The sequence below is a fragment of the Aliidongia sp. genome (genome assembly GCF_035943795.1).
In the GTDB taxonomy this organism is placed as follows: Bacteria; Pseudomonadota; Alphaproteobacteria; order ATCC43930; family CGMCC-115725; genus Aliidongia.
In genome coordinates this window covers 1-20,669 of record NZ_DASZBY010000143.1, presented here as the reverse complement: position 1 = coordinate 20,669, position 20,669 = coordinate 1, and the positions used below count along the sequence as shown (strand labels likewise).

Below are 20,669 nucleotides of genomic sequence, written 5' to 3'. Positions count from 1 at the left end.
AAGCCGGTATGCGCTTCACGTCGCCCCCCATCCCCGTCTTTGGTCTTAGGAAAGCATCATCCCCAGACCGGCGTCGGATGCAATGGGGTAGTAACGAATAGAGATGGGAACGGCATCAGGCCGGCACGCCCATCACCTGTTCGCGCAGGGCGCCCAGGGCGACGGCGGCTTCGTGCTGGAGTTCGATGGCGATGCTCTCCAGGGCAGCGCGATCCTGGTTCCGGGCAGCGGCCTCGAGGTGTCGGGCGGCGCGTTCGACCCGCCGGGCGCCGAAATTGCCGGCGGTCGAGACCATGTCGTGCGCCTCGCGGAAGATCGCGGGGAAATCGCCGGCGTCCACCAGTCGTTCGATCTGGGCGACCCGCTCGGCGGCGCCGGCGACGAAAGCGCCGATCAGGTCGAGGAATTCGCGGGGCGCCAGGACTTGCCGGATCGACTCCAGGTGCGCCTCGTCGAGTACCGGCAGGTCGGCGGACTTGGCCTTCGCCTTGCGCCGCCTGGTCGTCGACGGAGCGTCGATCATGGGCGGACGACCGTTGCCCGCCAGCCGGTCGATCAGCTCGAGCATCAGCCGGGAGTCGATCGGTTTCGAGATATAGTCGTCCATGCCGGCGGCGAGATATTCCTCGCGGGCGCCCTCCATGGCGTTGGCGGTCATGGCGACGATCGGCAGGTTCGCCTTGTCGTCGGCGCGGGCGCGGATGTGCCGGGTCGTCTCGATCCCGTCCATCACCGGCATCTGGATGTCCATCAGCACGATGTCGTAGCGCTCCGCCTCGATACGGGCGAGGGCGTCGGCGCCCTGGATCGCCACATCGACCCGGTAGCCCGCCCGCTCCAGCAGCGCGCGGGCGACCTTCTGGTTGATGGCATTATCCTCGACCAGCAGGATGCGCCTTCCGGTCTCGGCGCCCGGCGGTGCCGGTGCGGGCAGGTCGATGTCTCGGTTGACGCCGGCGGTCGGCACCTTGCCGGCGGCCAAGTCCATCAGGCAGTCCTGGAGCGCGCGTGCCTTGATCGGCTTCACCAGCGCCACGTCGGCGAGCAGCCGATCGCCGTGGGTTCTGGGCTTCAGGCCGATGGAGGATGCGAGCACGATATGGCCATGGAACAGGTCGGGCCGGGCGCGGATCCGTTCGGCCAACTCCTCGCCGAGCATGCCGGGCATATGCTGGTCGGCCACGACGAAATCGAACGAGATGCGGGCGGCACCGGCACGCTCGATCATCGCGAGCGCCGCAAATCCGTCCTCCGCTTCCATCACGGTCAGGCCCCAGCCTTCGAGCTGGCCGCGGAAGATGCGTCGGTTGAGCGCCAGGTCGTCGACCACGAGCACGCGCTTGCCGTCGAGCGGCACGGTCGGCGCCGTGCGCTGTTCGACCGGCGCCTGGGCGCGATCGAGCCGGACGGTAAACCAGAAGGTCGAGCCGTTCGGCCCGCTCGTCATATCGATCGAGCCGCCCATCAGCTCGACCAGTTGCTGGGAGATTGCGAGGCCAAGGCCGGTGCCGCCGAACCGGCGGGTGATCGACGTGTCGGCCTGGCTGAATTTCTGGAACAGGTGGGCGCGCGCGTCCTCGGAAATCCCGATGCCGGTGTCGCTCACTTCCAGGCGGATGATGCAGGCGTCGTCGTCGACCGCGACGGTCGCGACCTCGATCGTGACACTGCCGGCCTCGGTGAATTTGACCGCGTTGCCGACCAGGTTGGTCAGCACCTGGCGCAGCCGGTTCGGGTCGCCGCGGAAATCGCCCTTGGCCGTTGGATGGACCAGCGCGCCCAGCTGCAATCGCTTTTCGGTCGCCCTGGGCGCCACGATCTCGACCACGCCTTCGACCAGCGCTTCCAGATTGAAGTCGATGGCGTCGAGCTCGACCCGGCCGGCTTCCAGCTTCGAGATGTCGAGAATGTCGTTGATGATGGCCAGCAGGTTCTCACCCGATGCCTGGATCGCCTCGGCGAAAGATTGCTGCTCGAGGTCGAGGCCGCTCGACAGCAGCAGGCTCGCCATGCCCAGCACGCCGTTCATCGGCGTGCGGATCTCGTGGCTCATGTTGGCGAGGAACTCGGACTTCGCCTGGTTCGCGGCCTCGGCATGGGCGCGCGCGGCTTCGGCCTCGGCGCGCGCGATGGTCAGCTCGCCGGATGCCGCGATCAAATCCATCGCTTGCCGTTCGAGCCGCCGCCGTGCCTCCTCGACCTCCATCTCGCGCTGCTTGCGCTCGCTGATGTCGCGCACGATCGCGACCTCACCGCCGTCCGGCATGGGATGGGCGCGCACCTCGATCCAGCTGCCGTCGACCTGCTGGCGCTCGAACCGGATCGGCTTGCCGGCCCGGATGCGGGTTTCCTCGCGGATCAGCCGCTCGTTCACCCGGTTGGCATCGATGGGTTCGACCGCGCCCCGCTGGGCGATCAGGCGCCGCATCGTCCGGCTGGGATCCGCTGCCGTCAGCACCGTGTCGCGGTCCAGCGCCAGCACGTCGAACACGACGTCGTTCCAGGCAACCAGCTTCAAGTCGCGGTCCAGCACCCGGATGCCGTCCGGCAGGTTCTGCAGGATCGTGGTCAGGATGGCGTTCTTTTCGAGAGTCACGGCCGCCGCGGCCGCCGCCTCGCGCGTCGCCGCTTCCGATCGGCGATACTGCCGCCACAGCGCGATGCCCAGCAGCAGGATGACCAGGCCGACCGTGCCGGCGATCTCCATGTTGCGGGCAGTGTCGCGCTGCCAGTCCGCCAGCACGCTCGCCACCGGCAGGGCCACCGCGATGACGAAACGGCCATCCTCGGACCGATGGTAGGTCACCAGCCGCTCGACCTCGTCCGGCCCGGCCGCGCGGAACGTGTTGAATTCGACCGCGGCCACATGGGCCTGATAGTCCGGATCGTCGACATAGTGCGAGCCGGTCGCGCCGGCCTCGTAGGGCTTTTCGGTCAGTATCGTGCCGTCGGCGCGCATGAGCGCGATGCGGCCGGCGGTGCCGACGTCGATCGTGTCGTAGAACAGCTTGAAATAGCTGAGGTCGACGTCGGCGACGACGATGCCCGCAAAACTGCCGTCGGGGTTGTTGATGCGGCGGCTGATGGCGAAGGTCCATTGGCCGTCGAGCCGGGAATGGGCCGGAGCACCTACGAAATAATCGTTGAGGACCGTATCCCGGTGCGCCCTGAAGAAGTCGCGGTCGGCGACCGATACGGCCGTGACGTTGTAGGCTTCCGAATCGGCCAGCAGATGGCCGTCGGCGTCGGTGACGATCAGCGACTTGATCGCGAGCAGCCCGTCCGACCGTTCCTGCAGGAACGCATGGAGCGTGTCTTCGCTGAAGGTCTTGAGGCCGGCCTGCTCCACCAGGTCGACGCTCGTGCGCAGCACGATGTTGGTGCCCTCGATGGCGCGATCGGCGTTCTGGGTCAGCGCGCGGGCCAGGTTGCGCTCGGCGATGCCGGCATTGGCGAGCGCGATGGTGCGGGATTCGACGGCGAACCAGCCCGACAGCACGATGACGGCCAGGGCGGCGAGAGCGACGGCGCAAAGAGCGATGGTTGTCCGGGGCAGGCGAACCAACGGCATGCGCAAATTGTCCTCTCTGCCCGTGCGTCGCATCAGGCCGCAATCAATGGAAGCACCGGATTTCCCGCGGCGCGGCGGGCTTGTTGAACATTGTACTCGCCACTATGACGGCCAAACGTAAAAGTAACGTTCCCGAACCATCACCGGAACGATCGCTCGTTTGCCGAGGATCCCCCATACTATCGTACGATCATTCAGCGAGTTCCACACCAGGGGAGAGACGATGCCGCGGGTTGCCGAACCGGCCGGGAGGGATGAAGCGGCTGTCGACGCCGCGGCGTTGGTGGCGGCCCAGCTCACGGCCTATTTCGCCGCCTTGCCGACCGTGCTCAGCGGAAATCTGATCGCCGCGTTCCTGGTGATCTGGTCGATCGGCGGGCGGCTCGACCGGACGACGGTCTGGGCGTGGCTGGCGATCCAACTCGTGATCCTCGGCGCCCGCCTGCTGCTGACCTCGCGCTTTTACCGCAGGGACCTCGGGACGGCGACGCGCCCGTGGAAAGCGGCCGCCGTCCTGGGCTCGTTCGCGACCGGGGCGGTCTGGGGACTCAGCGCGTTCCTGTTCTTCGTACCGGGCGAGATCGAACCGCAAGCGATACTGATCCTGGCGATCTGCGTGCTCAACACGGCGGGTGCCGGCGTGCTCTCGACCTTCCCGACCGCCTATTTCTGTTCGTTGGCGCCATGCCTGCCGCTGCTGTCGATCCGACTGTCGATGGACGGGGGTGCCTTCCAGACGGGCATGGCAGTGACGACGGCGGTGCTGGCCCTGGCGTTGGCCGTGCAAGGCGCCAATATCGGGCGGGTCTATGCCCATGCCTTCGCGTTGCGCCTCAAGAACGAAGGGCTCGCCGCGCGCCTGGCGGGGCAGGCCGACGATCTGCGCGCGGCGCTGGCGCAAGCGGACGCGGCGAGCCGGGCCAAGTCCGATTTCCTGTCGACCATCAGCCACGAATTGCGCACGCCGATCCATACGACCATCGGTGCCATTCGCCTGTTGTCCGACACGGCGCTCGACCGGATGCAGCGGCGCTGTGTCGACATCATCGCCGTCGCCGGCCGCACGTTGCAGGTCACGATCGACGACATCCTGGATTTCGCCGGCGTCGATGCCGGCCAGGCCGAGCCGACGGTGACCCGGTTCCGGCCGCGCCAGATCGTCGAGGACGTGGTGGCGCTGGTCCTGCCGGACGCCGGCGCCAAGGCGCTCGACCTGGTCGCCATGCTCGATGGTGCGCTGCCGGACACGCTGGTCGGCGATGAAAGCCGTCTGCGGCAGATCCTGCTCAACCTGATCGGCAATGCTGTGAAATTCACCGAGCGCGGCGGCATCGTCGTGCGCGGCGGGCTGCGGCCGGCGACAGCGGGGGCCGGGCCGATGCTGCGGCTCGAGATCGTCGATACCGGCATCGGTCTCGGACCGGAGCAGCAGGCGATCGTCTTCGAGCCCTTCGTCCAGGCCGACCCGTCGATCAGGCGGCGCTTCGGCGGCACCGGCCTGGGGCTCGCGATCTGCCGCCGTCTGGCCCGGCTGTCGGGCGGCGACGTCGGGGTCGCCAGCCGGTTGGGCGAAGGCAGCTGCTTCTGGGTTGCCCTGCCGGTGGCGCTCGATCGTGCGATGTCGCCGCCATCGGCGACCGCCATGGCCGATGTCGCCGGACGGCGCATCCTGGTGGTCGACGACGAACCGGCCAATCGGTTCCTGCTGGGCGAACTGTTGCGGGCCCGCGGTGCGGTCGTGGTCGAGGCCGCCGGGGGCGAAGGCGCGCTCGACATCCTGAACCGCATGGACGTCGATGCCGTGCTCATGGACGTGCGGATGCCCGATCTCGACGGTATCGAGACGACGCGTCGTCTGCGTAGTCAGGGTGGCTGCGGGCCCCGGGTGCCGGTCCTGGGCGTCACCGCCAATGCGCGACCGGAAGATCTCGCCATCTGCCGCGACGCCGGCATGGACGGGGTGGTGATCAAGCCGGTGGTGATCGAGCAGTTGCTCCAGGCGCTCGTGCCCATGCTCGGTGTCGGCGACACGGTCTTTCCGGAGTCCCCGCCGACCGGACTCTCCCGGCTGGTCGAGGATCTGGGGCCGGACGTCGCTGCGCGCCTTCTGGAAACGGCGCGCGGCTCGTTGGCCCAGTCGGACGCTGCCCTGGCGGCGGCGATCGCGCTGGGCGATGCAGCGCGGATCGCCGCCGCCGCGCATCGATTGGCCGGTCTCGCCGCATCGGCCCGGCTCGATGCCTTGTGCGTGCTGGCCGAGAAGATGGAATCGGCCGCCCGCGATGGGCTCGACCAGGAATTATCGTCCCTGATCCCGCATCTGCCGCAGGCGATCGCCACTGCCGACGCTGTGCTGGGCGAGACCTTGGCGGTGATCGCGCGGGACCGGCGCGCGGCCGATTAACGCGTCAGGCATTACCCGACGCGTCGCCCGGTTTGGCGCTACAGGCAGGCCAACACCGTCTCCAGGGTCGATACGAACAGCCTGAGCTTGGGCAGCACGAGCCGGGCCGTGGGATAGACCGCCCAGATCGAATGCTCCTCGGGGGCGGCGCCGACCAGCGGTACCGGCACCAGCGTTCCCGCCCGGAATTCGTCCTGGACGTTCCAGGCAGCGAACAGCCCGATCCCGGCGCCGCCCAGGCAGGCCGATCGCAGGCCCTCGATGTTGCTGGCGGTGAAGCGGCCGGTGATGCGCACCCGGCGCTCCTTGCCGTCGATCTCGAACGGCCAGTGGGTGGCGCCGGTCAGGGCCAGGCATTCATGGCGGGCCAGTTCCTCGATCGTGGTCGGCGCACCCCGTCCGGCGAGGTAGGCGGGCGCGGCGCACAGCACGCGCGGGTTGGGCGCCAGTCGCCGCGCGATCAGGCTGCTGTCGCGCAGGCGACCGATACGCAGCGCCAGGTCGGCGCCGCTCGCCACGATATCCACGATGCTGTCGGTCAGTTCCAGGTCGATGCGCAGGTCGGGATTGTCACGCAGCAGGCCCGGAACGATCGGCGCCACGATCTTGCGACCGAACGCGGCGGAGGCGGTCACGCGCAGCAGGCCGGACACTCCGGTGGCCGCGGGCCTGAGGTTCGCCCGGCCGGCCGCCTCGCCCTCGACCAGCGCCTGGGCGAACGGCAGGAACGCCTCGCCCTCCGGCGTCAGCGAGACCGAGCGGGTGGTACGGTGCATCAGGCGCACGCCCAGATCGCGTTCGAGCGCCGCCAAGCGGCGGGTCGCGATCATGGGCGTGATCCCCAGCCGCCGGGCCGCGGCCGACAGGCTGCCGGCACTCGCGGCATTGACCAGCACGGCGACGGCGTTGGTGTCCATTATATCGACTTTCGATATACCGAAATCTCGAAACCCATCACTACCGCATTTATCGCTAAGAGGCCAGATACGGTCGGCGTTCCGGCTCTCCTGTGCGAAAGGGCACGAAGAATGAGCGAAGCCCAAGTCCTTTTCCCCGCTGCCACCGGCCCGGTCCTGGGCCGCGGCCTGACCTTTGCGATGGCGATCGCCTGCGGCCTCGCCGTGGCGAACATCTATTACAACCAGCCGTTGCTCGGCATCATCGAGCGCGATTTTCCGGGATCGCATCTGACCGGGTTCATCCCGACCGCGACCCAACTCGGCTATGCGACCGGCCTGTTCCTGCTGGTGCCGATCGGCGACCTCGTGGATCGTCGCCGGTTGATCGTCCTGCAGTTCCTGGCGCTGGCGGCAGCGCTCGTCGTGGCGGCGCTGGCGCCTTCGGCCGGCATCCTCATCCTGGCGTCGCTGCTCGTCGGTTGCAGTGCCACCGTCGCCCAGCAGATCGTCCCCTTCGCCGCCTCGCTTGCCACAGCGGAAACGCGCGGCAGCACGATCGGCACGGTCATGAGCGGGCTGCTGTGCGGCATCCTGTTCAGCCGCACGCTCGCAGGTTTCCTCGGCACCCATTTCGGGTGGCGGACGACCTTCTGGGTCGGGATGCCGCTGGCACTCGCGGCCGCCGGCATGATGGCGGCCGCCCTGCCGCGCAGCGTGCCGCACACCGATTTGCGCTACGGCGCGGCCCTGCGTTCCCTGGCTCATCTCTGGCGCACGGAGCCGGTGTTGCGGCGCGCGTCGGTAATGCAGGCGGCGCTGTTCGGGTCCTTCACCGCCTTCTGGACCATCCTAGCGCTGCATCTGGAGGAACCGGCGTTCCACCTGGGCGCCGACGTCGCGGGCCTGTTCGGCGTGGTGGGCGCCGTGGGCGTGTTCGCGGCGCCGCTCGCTGGCCGCCTGGCCGATCGCCGTGGCCCGCACCGGATCATCCTGCTGGCAGCCGGCCTGGCCCTCGCATCGTGGCTGTTGTTCGGCCTGTGGAGCGCGCTCGCCGGCCTCGTCGTGGGCGTCGTGCTGTTCGACCTCGGCATGCAAAGCGCGCTCGTATCCAACCAGCACCTGATCTATGCGCTGCATCCGCAGGCGCGTAGCCGGCTCAACACGATCTTCATGACCATCATGTTCATCGGCGGCGCCCTCGGCTCTGCCGGTGCCACGGCGGCCTGGCGCTTCGGTGGCTGGACCGCGGTCTGCGTCTATGGCGCGATGCTGGCGTCCGGGGCCGTCATCCTCGCCATCGGCGGCAGCCGCACGGCGGCGCGGTCCTGACGTCGCCTAACGTCTCAGCGGACGCCGGTCGCCGACATCGCTTCGGTGACCGGCGTCGCGAAGCGGTAGCCGAAACCCGGCACGGTCACGATGAATTGCGGCCGGCGCGAGTCGGCCTCGAGCTTGCGCCGAAGGCGGCTGACCAGCACGTCGATCGTCCGGTCGATCGGCGCGTCTTCTTTCCGGGCGATCGCGTCCAGCAGCTTCTCGCGCGACAGCACGCGCAGCGGCGCCGAAGCGAGGGCGGCCAGCAGGTTGAACTCGGACGGGGTGAGCGGGACGGCGACCTGGTCCGGCGAGATCAGGTCGCGGGTCGAGAACCGCAGCGTCCAGCCCTCGAAGCGCAGTTCCCGCAACGCTTCGCCGTCGCCCTCGGACCGCTGGGTGCTGCTGCCCGACCGGCGTAGCACGACCTTGAGCCGGGCCGTCAACTCGCGCGGGTCGAAGGGCTTCACCAGGAAATCGTCGGCACCGGCCTCGAGTGCCGCCAGCCGATCCTCGACCCGTTCCCGGTTCGAAATGATCAGGACGGGAATGGCAGTTCGTGCCCGAATGCGTTTCAGCACCTCGATGCCGTCGAGGTCGGGCAGGCCAAGGTCGAGCAGGACCACGTCGATCTTGCCGCTGTCGATCGCCGCCAATCCCCGCTCGCCGGATCCAACCCCAGAAACGATGAAGCCCCCGGTCTCGAGATAGGCCGCAAGCAAAGATCGAGAGAAGTCTTCGTCCTCGATCACCAACAAATGTCGCATGGACTTTAGTCCCGCTTCGAGAGGAGGGCCGACCTCGGCGTTTTCGCTTGAGTACAGGGGAGCAACAAGCTTTTAACAGGAATTAACATGGCTCGGAAAAGCATTCAACATGCGGTGAGTAGACTTGATTCCGGGGACGCTGGTCACATCGTTCGCACACGCCGAGGCTCCGGCGGGACGGTTCAGAGCGTCTTCCGGGCGAGGCCGGCGGCAACGTCCGTCACCTGCACCTTGACCGTCTCGTAGCGGTTGACCATCTCGACGTCGTACTGGCCGGTGCGCCAGTCCATCATTGCGCGGATCCGCTTGCGCTGGAACAATTCGTGGCGCCGTTCGACCTCGTTCTCGTCCCACTCGGTCTCGCCGCGCGGGATGAGCGGCAGGACACGCATGATCTGCGAGACGCCTTCGCGCTGTTCCGGTCGGCCGGCGTCTTCGACGGCCGACCACATGGCAAGGATATAGTCCCAGCCGTCGAGCAGCCAGGACAGGCGGGCGGCGGCGCGCTCGGCAAGCGGCATCTGCTTTTCCCACTGGCTGATCACGACCGAGATGTCGCCGACCGCCCGGTCGAGGCTGACGAACGTCGTGGCGGCGACACCGGCCGTCAATTCCGCCACTTCGGCAGCGAATGCGGCATAGGGCGACATCTCCGACTGGTCGTTGGCGCTCCACTCGGCCAGCGTGTCGCGAAAGCGCGATAGTTCGCTCAGCAGCCGGCGCAGGCGGCCTCCCTGGCGCGAGACGGCGAGGCCGATCGGCGACAGGATGCGGCCCAGATCACCGATCCGTTCATAGACCAGGTTGGTATCGACCCGCAGGCTTTCGCCGGCTTGGTGCAGCATGGAGCGCACCAGGGCCTTCCAATCGTCGGTGTCGGGCTTCAGCGTCAGCAATTGGCGCGAACTCATGCCCAGCGATCCCAGCAGGGACAGGATCAGCAGGAAGTGCGTTTCGACATAGTGCCCTTCCTCGACTTCGAGCAGCAGTTCGGCCGAATGCGCCGCCTTCGGCCCGGCCAGGCCGGTGCGGGCGATCTTGAGCGAGGCGACACGCATCGAGGCCGGCGTCACTGCGCGCGTCGAGAGTACTTCCTCGTGCAGCGCGCGGTCGTGCACCGACATGGTGATGACGTCGCCGACGGCGGCCCAGGGCACGACATAGGCACCATCCGCGCCGCCCAGGTTGGGCATCAGCAGCACCAGACCGTGGCGCTCGTCCGGCCGCACCCGGCTCAGCACCAGGCTGGGCGTAGTGAACGGGGCAGCGGTTCCGCGCTCTTCGAAGGTCGAGGGCAGGAACAGGCTTTTCGGATTGCCACGCATGCTGGACGCCGTCCCCGAGCCGTGAGCAGGTCGCTCGCAACGGCTTATTTCCCGATCTGGTAGCCGTATCGGCAGGATACTCGATTGCTACGCGTATTAGTCTAAGGATTGCGTCCGACAGCGGTAAACAAAAAACGAGTCAAAGCGCCCCGGCCGCCTTGTTAAGAACAAGTGCAATCGAATGAAATCGATCGATCAGCCGAAGAGAGCCAGCCAGCGAACCAGTCGCCTGGTGCTGCTGCCGAGCAGCTTCGGCGCAAAGAACGTGGCCGCCGCACGCTTGGATGCGTCGCCCAGGGACGGATAGGACGCGATCAATCCGGTCATCGTACCGATCTTCAACTTCTGCGCGATCGCCAGCTGCCAGGTTTGGATCAGCTCTTCGGCGTGCGGTCCGACGATGCCGGCGCCGAGGATCCGGCCTCGGGGGCCGGTCACGATCTTGACCAGGCCGTGCGGCTTGCCCTCGGCGCGAGCGCGGTCATTGTCATGAAACGGCCAGCGCAGGATGGTGACCGGGACACGCGCGCCGCGCGCCTGCGGTTCGGTCAGGCCGACCTGGGCCAGGCCCGGATCGGTCTGGACAACGCGCGGCACTGCGCCGTCGTCCCAGCGGGCACCTTGCCGGAACAGGATATTGCGCAAGACCACGCCGGCCTGGGCACCGGCGCCTTGGGCATGGTCCTGCGGTGCGATGGCATCGCCCAACGCATGGATGCGCCGGTTGCGCGTGCGCAGCCGGTCGTCTACCGCGATGCCGTCCGGTCCCGTCCTCACGCCGGCCGCGTCGAGCCCGAGATTATCCAGATCGGGCCGGCGCCCGGTCGCGAGCACGAGATGGGTCGGCCGGATCATCTCTGCCCCGGCAGCGAGGCGATGATCCTCCGTGACGGCATCGATCCGGTCCAGCAGCCGCACGCCGTCGGCCCGAAGGCGCAGCAGCAGGAGATCGACCAGTTCGGGATCTTCCCCGTCCAGTACCGGGCCATCGCCGATCAGGGTGACCATGCTGCCGAGCCGACGATAGGCCTGCGCCAGTTCCAGCGCCTCGGCCCCGCCGCCGACGATCGCCAGATGTTCCGGTTGCCGGTCGAGGGCGGCCAGTGTCCGGCGCGTCAGGAACGGTGCCCGGTCTAGCCCCGGGATCGCCGGAACCGGGATCCGGCCGGCGTTGGCGATCACGAAACGCCGGGCGGTGATGGTCCTGGTTCCGACGGCGATCCGGTCTGGCCCGGTGAAGCGGGCGGGGCCGTCGATCAGGGCGATACCCAGCGCCTGCAGCCGTTCGGGACTGTTGGCCGGTGCCGCGGCTGCCAGAACGGTGTCGACATGGCGCTTGGCGGCGGCGAATTCCGTGCCGGGCACGCGGACCGCGGCGGACAGCGCCACAGTGACGAGATCGAGCGCGCCGTCGTCTTCCGGATGGCTGGTCGCGACCAGGGCGACGTGCACGCCCAGCAAGGCCGCGCCGGTCGCGACCGCCAGCCCGGCGGCGCCGTTGCCGATGACGCAGATGTCGTAGCGGTCGGGCGTGCTCACGACGGCTATTCGCCGATCGCGTCGTCGACGACCTTGGCGAAGACCTGGTCGAGCTCCCCGGACAGGCGGTCGAGTTCGGGACTGTCGTAAAGCGCGAAGATCGAGCTCGGCGTGCGATAGATCACGGCGGCGGTCTTGTTGCCGTTGTCGGCGACATAGAGCCGGATCGGCATTTCCATGCCGGCCAACTGGTTGGCCTTCAGGATGCGGCCCCAATAGTCGCTGCTCGACACCAGGATGACGGTGGCGCCGGTAGCGCCGCGGCCGCCGGAATTGACCGTCGCAACCAGGGTTAGCCCGTTCGAACGGACCGCCTTCTCCAGCCGGCGGACCGCATCGCCCAACGGATAGCCGGTCTGCTGGGACACGGTGCCGGGATAGGGGCCGACCGATTCGGGCTCGTCCTCGTCGGCGCGGGCCGGCGTGACCGTCAATACCGTCACGACGACGAGCGAAAGGGCCAGCGCGAGGCGCCAGCCCCAGCCGTATGCCTTCTGCCCCATCGCCCCCGTACTCCCCGTCCGCAAAAGTTCGCCCCCGCCACCATCTATACTCTCGCATCGCCGCGTGCGATCTGCGATGACGCTGGTCACAGGAGAATCCCGGACACTGTGGTTTCCTCGCCGCCGTCCCGGAATGGCCGGCCTTGCCGCCGGTGCGCCGGGTGCGCCATCCTCGAATTTGCTCACCCGACCTTCGGAGTATCGATGAAGGCCCTCGAAACCCTGATCTGCCAATTGATCGACGAGCAGGCGCTGTCGCGCTCGACGCTCGTCTACCGGGTGTTCGATGCGCTGCTGGTGCTGGTCGGGATCGGGTCGGCCGTGGCGGCGACCCAGCCCGATTTGCCGCCGTTCGTGGCGGCGGGCTGCCTCTATGCCATCGCCGCGATCTGGGGCTGGTTCGTACTCGACTATCTGGCACGGGTCTGGGTGGCGCCGGCCAACCGCGATCTCAAGGACCGCACGCTCTGGCAGATCCGGCTCGAATGGATCCAATCGCGCAACGGCGTGATCGACCTCGGCAGCGTGCTGCCGCTGGCGGTCGGCCTTGTCTTCGCCGCCTGGACGCCAAGCGGCGCGCCGCTGCTGGCCGTGTTCTGGATCTCGCGCTTCGCGCGCTACACCACCGGCCTCGACATGCTGTGGCGCGTGCTGGCGCGCGAACGCCAACCGGTGCTGGGCGTGTTCCTGATCTTCGTGCTGGTCATGCTGCTGGCGGCGGTGCTGGCCTATCATACCGAACGCCTGGTCCAGCCGGAGCGCTTCGGCAGCCTGTCCATGGCGCTGTGGTGGGCGGTCACGACGCTGACCACGACCGGCTATGGCGACTCGGTGCCCACGACCCCGTTCGGCCGCCTGCTCGCGGGCTTCGTCATGATCTGCGGCATCACCGTGTTCGGGCTGCTCGCCGGCATTCTCGCAACCGGTTTTTCCAACGAATTGCGCCGGCGCGACTTTCTGCGCAACTGGGATTTGGTCGCCCAGGTGCCGTTCCTGCATGATGTCGGGCCGGGCACGATCGCCGATCTCGCCAACATGCTGCGTCCGCGCGAGGTGCCGGCGCGGACCGTGTTGGCCCGGCGCGGCCAGCCGGGCGACTGCATGTATTTCATCGTGCAGGGCGAGGTCGAGGCGCTGGTGAAGCCCAAGCCGCACCTGATGGGGCCGGGCCAGTTCTTCGGCGAGATCGCGCTGTTGACCGGCGGGCCGCGCACCGCCACGGTCGTGACCATCACCCAATGCCGGCTGCTGGTGCTCGACATCGCCGATTTCCGTGCGATCGCCGCGTCCAGGCCGGAGCTGCTCGAAGTGATCCAGGGCGAGGCCGATCGCCGGCTCGGGATCGGCGGGCTGGCGCAACCGAAGGAGACTTTGCATGAATGAGGCCGCTCCCGACCTGCATTCCGACCAGATCGCCTATTGGAATGGCGCCGGCGGCGACCATTGGGTCCAGCGCCAGGAATTGACCGACCGGGTGCTTGCGCCCGTGGCCGAGGTCGTGCTGGCCCGCGCGGCTGCCCAACCGGGCGAGCGGGTGATCGACATCGGCTGCGGCTGCGGCGCCACGACCCTGGTGCTCGCCGACCAGGTGGCGCCGGGCGGCACCATCCTCGCCGCCGACGTGTCCGAGCCGATGTTGGGACGGGCGCGCGAGCGGTTGGCCGGCCGGGCGGGCGTCTCGCTGGTCTGCGCCGACGCGGCCCGGCATCCCTTCACAGCCACCGCAGCCGACCTGCTGTTCTCGCGCTTCGGCGTCATGTTCTTCGGCGATCCGACCGCGGCCTTCGCCAACATGCGCCAAGGCCTGAAGCCGGGCGGCCGCCTCGTGTTCGCCTGCTGGCGCGTGCCCTCCGAAAATTCCTGGATGATGGTGCCGCTGCAGGCCGCCTACCTGCATGTGCCGCGCCTGCCGAAGCCGGGGCCGGAAGATCCGGGGCCGTTTTCGTTCGGCGATCCGGAGCGGGTCAGGCGCATCCTGGCCGGCGCCGGCTTCACCGGCGTGGCGCTCGAGCCGATTGATCTCGACCTCGACCTGGCGTCGGGCGGCGGGCTCGACGCGGCGGTCGCCTATACGCTCGACATCGGTGCCACCAGCCGCGCGCTCGACGGCGCCTCCGGCGCCCTGCGCACGGCCGCGGCCGGCTCGGTGCGCGAGGCTCTGGCTCCCTACGTCGACGGCAACCGCGTGCCGCTGCCCGCCGCGATCTGGATCGTGACCGCGACGGCGCCGTAACCTCATCGTCATCCCGCGCAGGCAGGAACCCGGCTAAAGCCGCGTTCGCCTGCGCGGGATGACGGTTATTGGCCCTAAGCCCGCCGCTTGCGCCGGAACAGAACGCGCAGCAGGGCCAGCAGCAGGACGGCAATCGCAATCACGACCAGCCAGGGTATGGCCCCGATGGCGAAGCGCAGGGCGGCGGCCGTGTTCTGGCCCAGCAGCAGGCCGGCGTTGCGCCAGACCTGGCCGATCGGGCCGGTCATGCTTTCGACCGCGGCCTCGGCCGACAGGGTGATGGTCAGCAACTCGGTCGAGACCTGCTCGTTCAGGTGCTTCTGTTGGGCCGTGATCGATTCGATCTCATTCTGCGTGTTCGACAGTTCCTGCTCGACCTTGATCAGGTCCTCGACCTTGGCGTCGGCGCGCTTGGCCAGCGCCGTCAGCCGGTCGCGATAGTCGGTCAGTTGGGCCAACCGGCGGTCGACGTCCTGGATCGCGGCGGTCAGGTCGTCGGCCGTGGTGTTGCGGGCGCGCAGCTTGGTCGTCCCCGGCGCTTCGCCCGCGATCGGTTGCAGTATCCCTTGCTCGACCGCCTCGACGGCGTCGTGCGGCACCCGCATCGCCAGGCTGGCATGGGGCGGGCGACCGTTGCGCACGTCGCCGGCATCGATCGACGCATTGACCAGGATGCAGCCTTGAGCCGCCTCGGCCAGGCACTTGTCGCGCGCCCGCTCGTAGCGCGCGGCCACGCCGGGTGCCGGCATTTCGAATTCCAGCCAATGATGGTAGGCGAGCTTCGGCCCGTTCGGCACCTCCGCCCGTTTCATCGCCGCGGGGGCCGCCGCAGCCATGGGTGGAGCGCTGCCGGTGCCGCTTCTGCTGTTCAGCGGTGTCTGATCGCAGCCGGCGAGGGCGAGCGCCAGCAGGGCGGCGACCTGGAGAAAACGCAGAGGCATGATCGAAGGCTCCGGAGCAGGATGGGGCGGCATCGGCGGTTGCGCCGTTGCGGAACAGGACCTTAGGGGGGCAATCTGACGGGATTGTGGCGGGTCGAAGCGCGGCCCGAACGCCCGGAAACGACGTAGCGAGGCGATAAACGATGATCTTCACCCTACCCCCGGAACCGATACCCCGGATCGCCGGCCTCGAGGAACTCGCCGTCGGCCAGCGCTTCGAACTGGGCAGCGTCGTGCTCGAGCGGGCCGACATCATCGGCTTCGCGACGGATTTCGATCCGCAGCCGTTCCATCTGGACGATGAGGCGGCGGCAAGTTCGATGTTCGGCCAGTTGGTCGCGAGCGGCATCCACACGATATCGGCGATCTTCGGCCTGTCGGTGCGCACCGGCATCCTGGTCGGATGCAACCTGGGCGGCAGCGGCATGACCGACGTCAAATGGCTGCGGCCGGTGCGGCCCGGCGACGTGCTCAGTCTGGATTGGACCATCGTCAGCATCACGCCCTCGGAACGGCGGCCGGACCGCGGCACGGTCCAGATCCGCTATGCCGTCACGAACCAGGACGGGCAGGGCATGCTGACCCTGGTGCTGTACCATATCGTGGCGCGCGTACCCGCCTGACCGGCGTTCTCAGGTCAGAACTGTCCAAGCGCGCGCCGTCCCGGTCCGCTATCGTCGCTCGGCAGAACACCACCCGTATGGAACCAGGTCCATGAGCAGCCCCTCGACCATGAGCATCGCCCCCGCCCGCTTTCCGGGCGACGCGGACGCGGTGCGCGGCCTCTTCGCCGAATATGTCGAGAGCCTGGGCATCGACCTGTCGTTCCAGGACGTGAATGCCGAACTCGCCGGGCTGCCCGGGAAATACGCTGCACCCGGCGGGACGATCCTGCTTGCCAGGGACGCGGCCCGGCACCCGGTCGCCTGCGTGGCGTTGCGGCCCCTCGCGCAAGCGGGCCAGTGCGAGATGAAGCGCCTTTACGTCAGGCCCGCGGCCCGCGGCCACGATCTGGGCCGACGCCTGGCGCAGGCGATCATTTCCGCCGCCAGGGACGCGGGATATGCCCGCCTGCTGCTCGACACGCTCGCCCCGATGCGGTCGGCACAGAAGCTCTATGCGGCGCTCGGCTTTCGCGAGATCGCGCCGTATTACGAAAACCCGGTCCCGGGCACGATGTACATGGCGCTCGATCTCTAGGCGAACAGCCCGACCGCCGTCGCCTCTTCCGCCAAGATTTCGCAGGCGAGGTCGATGTCCGCCTCGTCATGGCAGGCTGATGGCTGCAGGCGCAGGCGGGCGGCGCCCTGCGGCACGATCGGGAAAGTCATGACCGGGGCCACGAGGCCGCGTTGGGCAAGGCACAGGGACAGACGCCGGGCCTGTTCCTCGTCACCGATCAGGATCGGCGTGATGGGCGAGGCACCGCCGCCCAGCAAGGTGAATCCGCTCGCGATCAATCGGGTGCGCAGACGCAGCACGTTCGCCCGCAGGCGTTCCAGGCGTTCGATGTCCGTCGTGGCGCGGTCGACGCCGATCAGGGCGGCGCCGACGGCGGCCACATGCATGCCGGTCGAGAAGATGTAGAAGCGGGCGGCGCGCTTGACCTCCGCCATGAATGTTGCCGAGCCGGCGACATAGCCGCCGCCGCCCGCCCCAAAGGCCTTGGCGAAGGTGCCGGTGACGGCGGCGACATCGGTGCGCGCATCGAGGCCGCAGGCTTCGGCAGTGCCCCGTCCGCGTGCGCCGATCACACCGGCGGCATGGGAATCGTCGAGGACGAGCGATGCGCCGGCTTGCCGGGCGATCCGGGCCAATTCGGCCCCGTCCGCCACATCGCCCTCGACCGAGAACACGCCGTCGGAAACGACGGTCCGGTTGGGGCTGGCCCGGGTCGCGGCCACCTGGTCGCGCAGGTCGACCAGATCGCGTGTCCGATAGACGATCGTTCGCCCCCGGGCGAGGCGGCAGCCGTCGATGATGCTGGCGTGGTTGTCGGCGTCGGACAGGACGACGGCGTCGAGGGTGCCGGCGAGCGTGGTCAACAAGGCGATGTTCGCCGTCGTGCAGGAGCCGAACAGCAATGCCGCCTCCGTGCCGGTGAAATCCGCGATCCGTTCGCGCAGCGCCTCGTGGAGCGGCGTCGTCGCGAACGGCTGGTTCATCGCCAGCCCGGTGCCGTATCGCTCCAGCGCCGCGATCCCACCGTGCACGACTGCGGGATCTCCGGCCAAGCCCAGATAGTCGTTCGAGCCGAACATGAGCAGGCGGCGCTCGCCGCTCTCGGTCCGGGCGCCTTGCCGGCCGGTCAGGACGATCATGCGCCGCCCTCAGCCGCCGAGTTCTTCGGACACGATCGCGTCGTAGTAGGCCGCGCCGATGCCGAGGATCCGATCGTTGAAGTCGTAGGACGCCTGGTGCAGCCCGGTCCCGGAGACGAGCGGCCCGGCGCCGATCCAGGCATAGGCGCCCGGCCGGTTCTGCAGCATCACCGAGAAATCCTCCGATCCCATCGACGGGCGGAACTGCGTGTCGACCGTCCCGGCGCCGAACGCGGCCTGGGCGGCGCGCTGGGCCAGTTCGGCCTCGCGGACCGTGTTGATCGTGGTCGGCATCCGCCGGTCGTAGACCAGCTCGATCGAGACGTCGAGGGCGGCGCCCAGGCCGGATGCGATCGCCTTCAGCCGGCTCTCGATCCGGTCCTGCACCGCGTCGTCGAAGGTGCGCACCGTGCCGCCGACCGTGATGACGTCCGGGACGACATTATGGACCTGGCCGCCGTTCATGAAGGTGACCGACACGACGCCCTGCTCGAACGGATCGATGTTGCGGGCCACCACGGTCTGGATCGCAGCAATCAGGTGGCCGGCCGCGACGGTCGGGTCCTGCAGGTGGTGGGGCAGGGCCGCGTGGCCGCCCTGGCCGCGCACGATGAAATCGAATGTATCGAATCGCGCCATCATCGGACCCGGCTGGACCGCGATCCGCCCCTCGGCCAGGCCCGGCCAGTTATGGACCGCGTAGATCGACTGCACGGGATATTGCTCGAACAGGCCGGCGTCGACCATCCGGCGGCCGCCGCCCTCGTTCTCCTCGGCGGGCTGGAACACGAAGACGACCTTGCCGGTGAAGTCGCGGTTGCGGGACAGGTGGTCGGCGGCACCTAGGACCATCGCCATATGGCCGTCATGGCCACAGGCATGCATCCGGCCGTCGTGGCGCGACACATGGCCGAAGCCGTTCGCCTCCTCGATCGGCAGAGCGTCGAGTTCGCAGCGCAGGCCGATCGCCCGGTCCGAGGTGCCTTTTCCTTCCAGGATGCCGACGACGCCAGTGCCGGCGAGGCCGCGCTCGACGCGCAGGCCCATCTCGATCAGACGGGCCGCGATGAAATCGGCAGTCTTCGTCTCGTGATAAGCGAGTTCCGGCATGGCGTGCAACGTGTGCCGCCAGTCGCGCATATTGGCGAGGGTTTCCTCGGTGATCCTGGATTTCATGGTCGCTTCCTTGCGGCTTAGGTGATGCCATGGGCGTCGGCGACGCTCTTCATGGCCGAAATTCTAGACGGAACGGACGGCAGCCTCGGCGGAGCCGGGTTCGCCGGCCGCTTCGATGAAGCGTTCGAGCGCCAGCGCTTCGGCCGGTATCGATCTGGGGTTTTCGAAGCCGTGGGCCAAGCTCGCTCGAGATCGAGGAAATCCCCCGGCGCCAGGGCGGTCTCGCTACCGTTCCGCGAGAAACGCAGCGCGCCCCGCCGGCAGACAGAACGGCCCGGCCTCGCCGCCGCGGCGGTGATCCGCAGCCGCCCAGCCGATAGGGTCGGCGATCGGCGACGGGAGTAGAGCGAGGGGTCGGGTTCGACATGCCGCAATGATGACCCCATCGCGCGCCGGCGGTCTTGGATGGATCGAACCTATGCGGCCGCCCAGGCGGAGCGAAACGTGCCCGGCGTCATGCCGAGCGTCCGCACGAATTCGCGCGTCAGATGAGCCTGGTCATAGAAGCCGGCGTCGAGTGCCGCCTCGACGACCGGGGCGTGGTCCTTGAGCAGGTCCTTGGCCTTGTGCAGCGCCAGCAGGACGTGGAAATTATGCAGGCTGGTGCCGGTCTCGCGGCGGAACGCGCGCGACAGATAGCCGGCGGAGACGGCGCAGGCCTCGGCGATCGCCTCGACGTCGGTTTGCAGGGACTCCCGGCCGGCCAGCAGTTTCCGCGCCCTGGCGCCCAGGGCTTCGCGGGTTCCGGCAGGGGGCGGCGGCACTACGGAAGCGAGGGGCGACTGGAATTCGGACGAAAACGCCCAACCATCCTGGTCCAATGGTTCGAAGCGGTGGATCGTGCGGGCGGGGACAATGACCGTCTCGCCGGCCTCGACGTCTTGGAAAGACGTGGGCAGGTGTAGCCGGGCGCGACCGGCCAAGACGCGCACGATCTCGTCGCCGGCATGGAAATGCGGCCGGAACCGCCAATCGGTCCGCTCGCCCTCGATCACCTCGGTCCGGCGGCTGTCGGTCGAGCGAACCGACAGAGACGTTCGGAGGGTATGCGACGAGCCCGACATCGAGGAATGCCTCCCGCAGCTTTCGAAGTAACGGCGGCGGACTTTAGCACGAGGCCATGGCCATCGTTGCGCCCATCATGCGGGGCGGCGCTTTCGTAAGGGCGGCAAAGACGATGAGGGCCGGGCGAGCCGGCCCCCAGGGCTCGGTCGATCAGGACTGCTTGACCGGCGTCTTGGCAGCGCGGTGGGTGTGATGCGCGGTCTTATGGACCTTGGCGGTGTGCTTCTTGGCCTTGTGGCTGACCCGATGAACCGAGTGATGGGTCTTGACCGCCGTCGGGGCGGCGGCATCGGCGGTCTGAGCCTGGGCGGCGAGCGGGGCGGCAACCGAGAGCATCAGCGCGGCGACGGCGAACGAGGTGAGAAAACGCATGTCGAAGGTCTTTCCAATGCAGCGATGGGGGGCAGTTCGATCCGGACTTGCTGCAATGTCCCGATCACCTACACAACGGGGTTGCGCCCACTTCTCTTTCACGCATGACAAAGATTTAACCTGACGGAATTTTGCCGGGCCGGCCCTGGGACGAAAGCCCAGCCGCCGGCCCGGGATTGTGCCATCCGGTGGGCGGCTGGACCGATCCCACGGGCACGACACGAGCCTGATGAATATAG

17 protein-coding genes are annotated in these 20,669 nt (G+C 68.3%); 6 read left to right on the top strand and 11 right to left on the bottom strand.

Annotated elements, in window-relative coordinates:
• Positions 1–115: 115 nt before the first annotated feature.
• Entirely contained in the window at positions 116–3,571 is a 3,456-nt protein-coding gene (locus VGV37_RS27585) for a response regulator (protein ID WP_326883027.1), read from the bottom strand.
• Positions 3,572–3,794: 223 nt separating this feature from the next.
• Here VGV37_RS27585 and VGV37_RS27580 point away from each other — a divergent pair, with 223 nt between their 5' ends.
• Complete coding sequence (locus tag VGV37_RS27580; protein ID WP_326883026.1) at positions 3,795–5,975, top strand: response regulator; 2,181 nt, start codon at positions 3,795–3,797, stop codon at positions 5,973–5,975.
• A gap of 38 nt (positions 5,976–6,013) precedes the next feature.
• On the opposite strand, the gene VGV37_RS27575 is transcribed toward VGV37_RS27580, so the two are convergent.
• Positions 6,014–6,892 carry a LysR family transcriptional regulator gene (locus VGV37_RS27575; RefSeq protein WP_326883025.1) on the bottom strand — a complete coding sequence of 293 codons (879 nt, stop codon included), beginning with the start codon at positions 6,890–6,892 and terminating at the stop codon, positions 6,014–6,016.
• Between the two features lie 111 nt (positions 6,893–7,003).
• On the opposite strand from VGV37_RS27575, the gene VGV37_RS27570 reads away from it, so the two are divergent.
• Positions 7,004–8,203, top strand: coding sequence for an MFS transporter (locus VGV37_RS27570; protein ID WP_326883024.1), 1,200 nt, complete (start codon positions 7,004–7,006; stop codon positions 8,201–8,203).
• 14 nt (positions 8,204–8,217) lie between these two features.
• On the opposite strand, the gene VGV37_RS27565 is transcribed toward VGV37_RS27570, so the two are convergent.
• From VGV37_RS27565 to VGV37_RS27550, 4 genes are all read right to left on the bottom strand, one after another.
• A complete protein-coding gene (locus VGV37_RS27565; protein ID WP_326883023.1) occupies positions 8,218–8,955 on the bottom strand; it encodes a response regulator transcription factor in 738 nt (245 codons plus the stop codon).
• A gap of 182 nt (positions 8,956–9,137) precedes the next feature.
• Positions 9,138–10,280 carry a hypothetical protein gene (locus VGV37_RS27560; RefSeq protein WP_326883022.1) on the bottom strand — a complete coding sequence of 381 codons (1,143 nt, stop codon included), beginning with the start codon at positions 10,278–10,280 and terminating at the stop codon, positions 9,138–9,140.
• Between the two features lie 195 nt (positions 10,281–10,475).
• Entirely contained in the window at positions 10,476–11,819 is a 1,344-nt protein-coding gene (locus VGV37_RS27555) for a dihydrolipoyl dehydrogenase family protein (protein WP_326883021.1), read from the bottom strand.
• Positions 11,820–11,824: 5 nt separating this feature from the next.
• The gene (locus VGV37_RS27550; protein ID WP_326883020.1) at positions 11,825–12,322 is read right to left on the bottom strand and encodes a DUF302 domain-containing protein; all 498 of its coding nucleotides are present in this window, start codon (positions 12,320–12,322) and stop codon (positions 11,825–11,827) included.
• Positions 12,323–12,526: 204 nt separating this feature from the next.
• On the opposite strand from VGV37_RS27550, the gene VGV37_RS27545 reads away from it, so the two are divergent.
• On the top strand, positions 12,527–13,705 hold the full coding sequence (locus VGV37_RS27545) for a cyclic nucleotide-gated ion channel (protein ID WP_326883019.1): 1,179 nt from the start codon (positions 12,527–12,529) through the stop codon (positions 13,703–13,705).
• Positions 13,698–14,555 (top strand): class I SAM-dependent methyltransferase, encoded by an 858-nt coding sequence (locus VGV37_RS27540; RefSeq protein WP_326883018.1) that lies wholly within the window; start codon positions 13,698–13,700, stop codon positions 14,553–14,555. Before VGV37_RS27545 ends, VGV37_RS27540 begins: the two co-directional genes overlap by 8 nt.
• Positions 14,556–14,629: 74 nt before the next feature.
• Here the strand turns inward: VGV37_RS27540 and VGV37_RS27535 are convergent, their stop codons facing one another.
• The gene (locus tag VGV37_RS27535) at positions 14,630–15,496 is read right to left on the bottom strand and encodes a DUF4349 domain-containing protein (RefSeq protein ID WP_326883017.1); all 867 of its coding nucleotides are present in this window, start codon (positions 15,494–15,496) and stop codon (positions 14,630–14,632) included.
• A gap of 143 nt (positions 15,497–15,639) precedes the next feature.
• Between VGV37_RS27535 and VGV37_RS27530 the strand changes: the two genes are divergently transcribed.
• Positions 15,640–16,119: a MaoC family dehydratase gene (locus VGV37_RS27530; protein ID WP_326883016.1), complete on the top strand. Its 480-nt coding sequence runs from the start codon at positions 15,640–15,642 to the stop codon at positions 16,117–16,119.
• 91 nt (positions 16,120–16,210) lie between these two features.
• The gene (locus VGV37_RS27525; protein ID WP_326883015.1) at positions 16,211–16,696 is read left to right on the top strand and encodes a GNAT family N-acetyltransferase; all 486 of its coding nucleotides are present in this window, start codon (positions 16,211–16,213) and stop codon (positions 16,694–16,696) included.
• On the opposite strand, the gene VGV37_RS27520 is transcribed toward VGV37_RS27525, so the two are convergent.
• The 4 genes from VGV37_RS27520 to VGV37_RS27505 form a co-directional block, all read right to left on the bottom strand.
• On the bottom strand, positions 16,693–17,817 hold the full coding sequence (locus tag VGV37_RS27520) for a pyridoxal phosphate-dependent aminotransferase family protein (protein ID WP_326883014.1): 1,125 nt from the start codon (positions 17,815–17,817) through the stop codon (positions 16,693–16,695). The genes VGV37_RS27525 and VGV37_RS27520 overlap by 4 nt on opposite strands.
• A gap of 9 nt (positions 17,818–17,826) precedes the next feature.
• A complete protein-coding gene (locus VGV37_RS27515) occupies positions 17,827–18,993 on the bottom strand; it encodes a M20 aminoacylase family protein (protein WP_326883013.1) in 1,167 nt (388 codons plus the stop codon).
• Positions 18,994–19,409: 416 nt separating this feature from the next.
• Positions 19,410–20,057: a helix-turn-helix transcriptional regulator gene (locus VGV37_RS27510; RefSeq protein WP_326883012.1), complete on the bottom strand. Its 648-nt coding sequence runs from the start codon at positions 20,055–20,057 to the stop codon at positions 19,410–19,412.
• A gap of 151 nt (positions 20,058–20,208) precedes the next feature.
• A complete protein-coding gene (locus VGV37_RS27505) occupies positions 20,209–20,430 on the bottom strand; it encodes a hypothetical protein (RefSeq protein ID WP_326883011.1) in 222 nt (73 codons plus the stop codon).
• Positions 20,431–20,669 lie beyond the last annotated feature (239 nt).

Coding starts and splice junctions, on each gene's coding strand:
- VGV37_RS27550 (WP_326883020.1), bottom strand. CDS start 12,322: ATGGGGCAGAAGGCATACGGCTGGGGCTGGCGCCTCGCGCTGGCCCTT.
- VGV37_RS27520 (WP_326883014.1), bottom strand. CDS start 17,817: ATGATCGTCCTGACCGGCCGGCAAGGCGCCCGGACCGAGAGCGGCGAG.
- VGV37_RS27525 (WP_326883015.1), top strand. CDS start 16,211: ATGAGCAGCCCCTCGACCATGAGCATCGCCCCCGCCCGCTTTCCGGGC.
- VGV37_RS27580 (WP_326883026.1), top strand. CDS start 3,795: ATGCCGCGGGTTGCCGAACCGGCCGGGAGGGATGAAGCGGCTGTCGAC.
- VGV37_RS27510 (WP_326883012.1), bottom strand. CDS start 20,057: ATGTCGGGCTCGTCGCATACCCTCCGAACGTCTCTGTCGGTTCGCTCG.
- VGV37_RS27505 (WP_326883011.1), bottom strand. CDS start 20,430: ATGCGTTTTCTCACCTCGTTCGCCGTCGCCGCGCTGATGCTCTCGGTT.
- VGV37_RS27570 (WP_326883024.1), top strand. CDS start 7,004: ATGAGCGAAGCCCAAGTCCTTTTCCCCGCTGCCACCGGCCCGGTCCTG.
- VGV37_RS27540 (WP_326883018.1), top strand. CDS start 13,698: ATGAATGAGGCCGCTCCCGACCTGCATTCCGACCAGATCGCCTATTGG.
- VGV37_RS27530 (WP_326883016.1), top strand. CDS start 15,640: ATGATCTTCACCCTACCCCCGGAACCGATACCCCGGATCGCCGGCCTC.
- VGV37_RS27575 (WP_326883025.1), bottom strand. CDS start 6,892: ATGGACACCAACGCCGTCGCCGTGCTGGTCAATGCCGCGAGTGCCGGC.
- VGV37_RS27585 (WP_326883027.1), bottom strand. CDS start 3,571: ATGCCGTTGGTTCGCCTGCCCCGGACAACCATCGCTCTTTGCGCCGTC.
- VGV37_RS27560 (WP_326883022.1), bottom strand. CDS start 10,280: ATGCGTGGCAATCCGAAAAGCCTGTTCCTGCCCTCGACCTTCGAAGAG.
- VGV37_RS27515 (WP_326883013.1), bottom strand. CDS start 18,993: ATGAAATCCAGGATCACCGAGGAAACCCTCGCCAATATGCGCGACTGG.
- VGV37_RS27545 (WP_326883019.1), top strand. CDS start 12,527: ATGAAGGCCCTCGAAACCCTGATCTGCCAATTGATCGACGAGCAGGCG.
- VGV37_RS27535 (WP_326883017.1), bottom strand. CDS start 15,496: ATGCCTCTGCGTTTTCTCCAGGTCGCCGCCCTGCTGGCGCTCGCCCTC.
- VGV37_RS27565 (WP_326883023.1), bottom strand. CDS start 8,955: ATGCGACATTTGTTGGTGATCGAGGACGAAGACTTCTCTCGATCTTTG.